The 648-nt window shown below is 49.5% G+C and carries 2 tRNA genes and 2 rRNA genes; all 4 read right to left on the reverse strand.

Features of this window, described 5'->3' with window-relative positions:
- Positions 1–109 (reverse strand): 23S ribosomal RNA (locus M3593_RS23705); the annotation flags it as partial.
- A gap of 127 nt (positions 110–236) precedes the next feature.
- Positions 237–312: transfer RNA gene (locus tag M3593_RS23710), tRNA-Ala, on the reverse strand.
- Positions 313–327: 15 nt separating this feature from the next.
- Positions 328–404: transfer RNA gene (locus tag M3593_RS23715), tRNA-Ile, on the reverse strand.
- Between the two features lie 132 nt (positions 405–536).
- Positions 537–648: ribosomal RNA gene (locus tag M3593_RS23720) — 16S ribosomal RNA — on the reverse strand; the annotation flags it as partial.

Genomic DNA, 648 nt, shown 5'->3' on the forward strand with positions numbered 1-648 from the left:
CTCCGGATCAAAGCTTACTTACAGCTCCCCGAAGCATATCGGTGTTAGTCCCGTCCTTCATCGGCTCCTAGTGCCAAGGCATCCACCGTGCGCCCTTTCTAACTTAACCTAAAAGGTCATTTCTCTAATTGAATAGAGAGAAAACTAAAATGGCGATCACTCGGTTTTCTTCTTGGTTCTTCTTACTTACGATTATCTAGTTTTCAAGGAACAAATGCATGTGCTGTAAAGCGACATGGTGGAGCCTAGCGGGATCGAACCGCTGACCTCCTGCGTGCAAGGCAGGCGCTCTCCCAGCTGAGCTAAGGCCCCATTATGAAAGATATATGGTGGGCCTAAGTGGACTCGAACCACCGACCTCACGCTTATCAGGCGTGCGCTCTAACCAGCTGAGCTATAGGCCCATATATCATATGGAGAGGAATCGCTCCCTCAAAACTAAACAAACAAGTTGGTCAACAGAGCGGATTTTCAAATCCGCTTAAGTACGAACCAGGAGGTTCGCATTCCGATTGCCCTTAAGGCAATATCCTTAGAAAGGAGGTGATCCAGCCGCACCTTCCGATACGGCTACCTTGTTACGACTTCACCCCAATCATCTGTCCCACCTTAGGCGGCTGGCTCCAAAAGGTTACCCCACCGACTTCG

The sequence above is a fragment of the Mesobacillus sp. MER 48 genome (genome assembly GCF_023714225.1).
GTDB lineage: Bacteria > Bacillota > Bacilli > Bacillales > Cytobacillaceae > Mesobacillus > Mesobacillus oceanisediminis_A.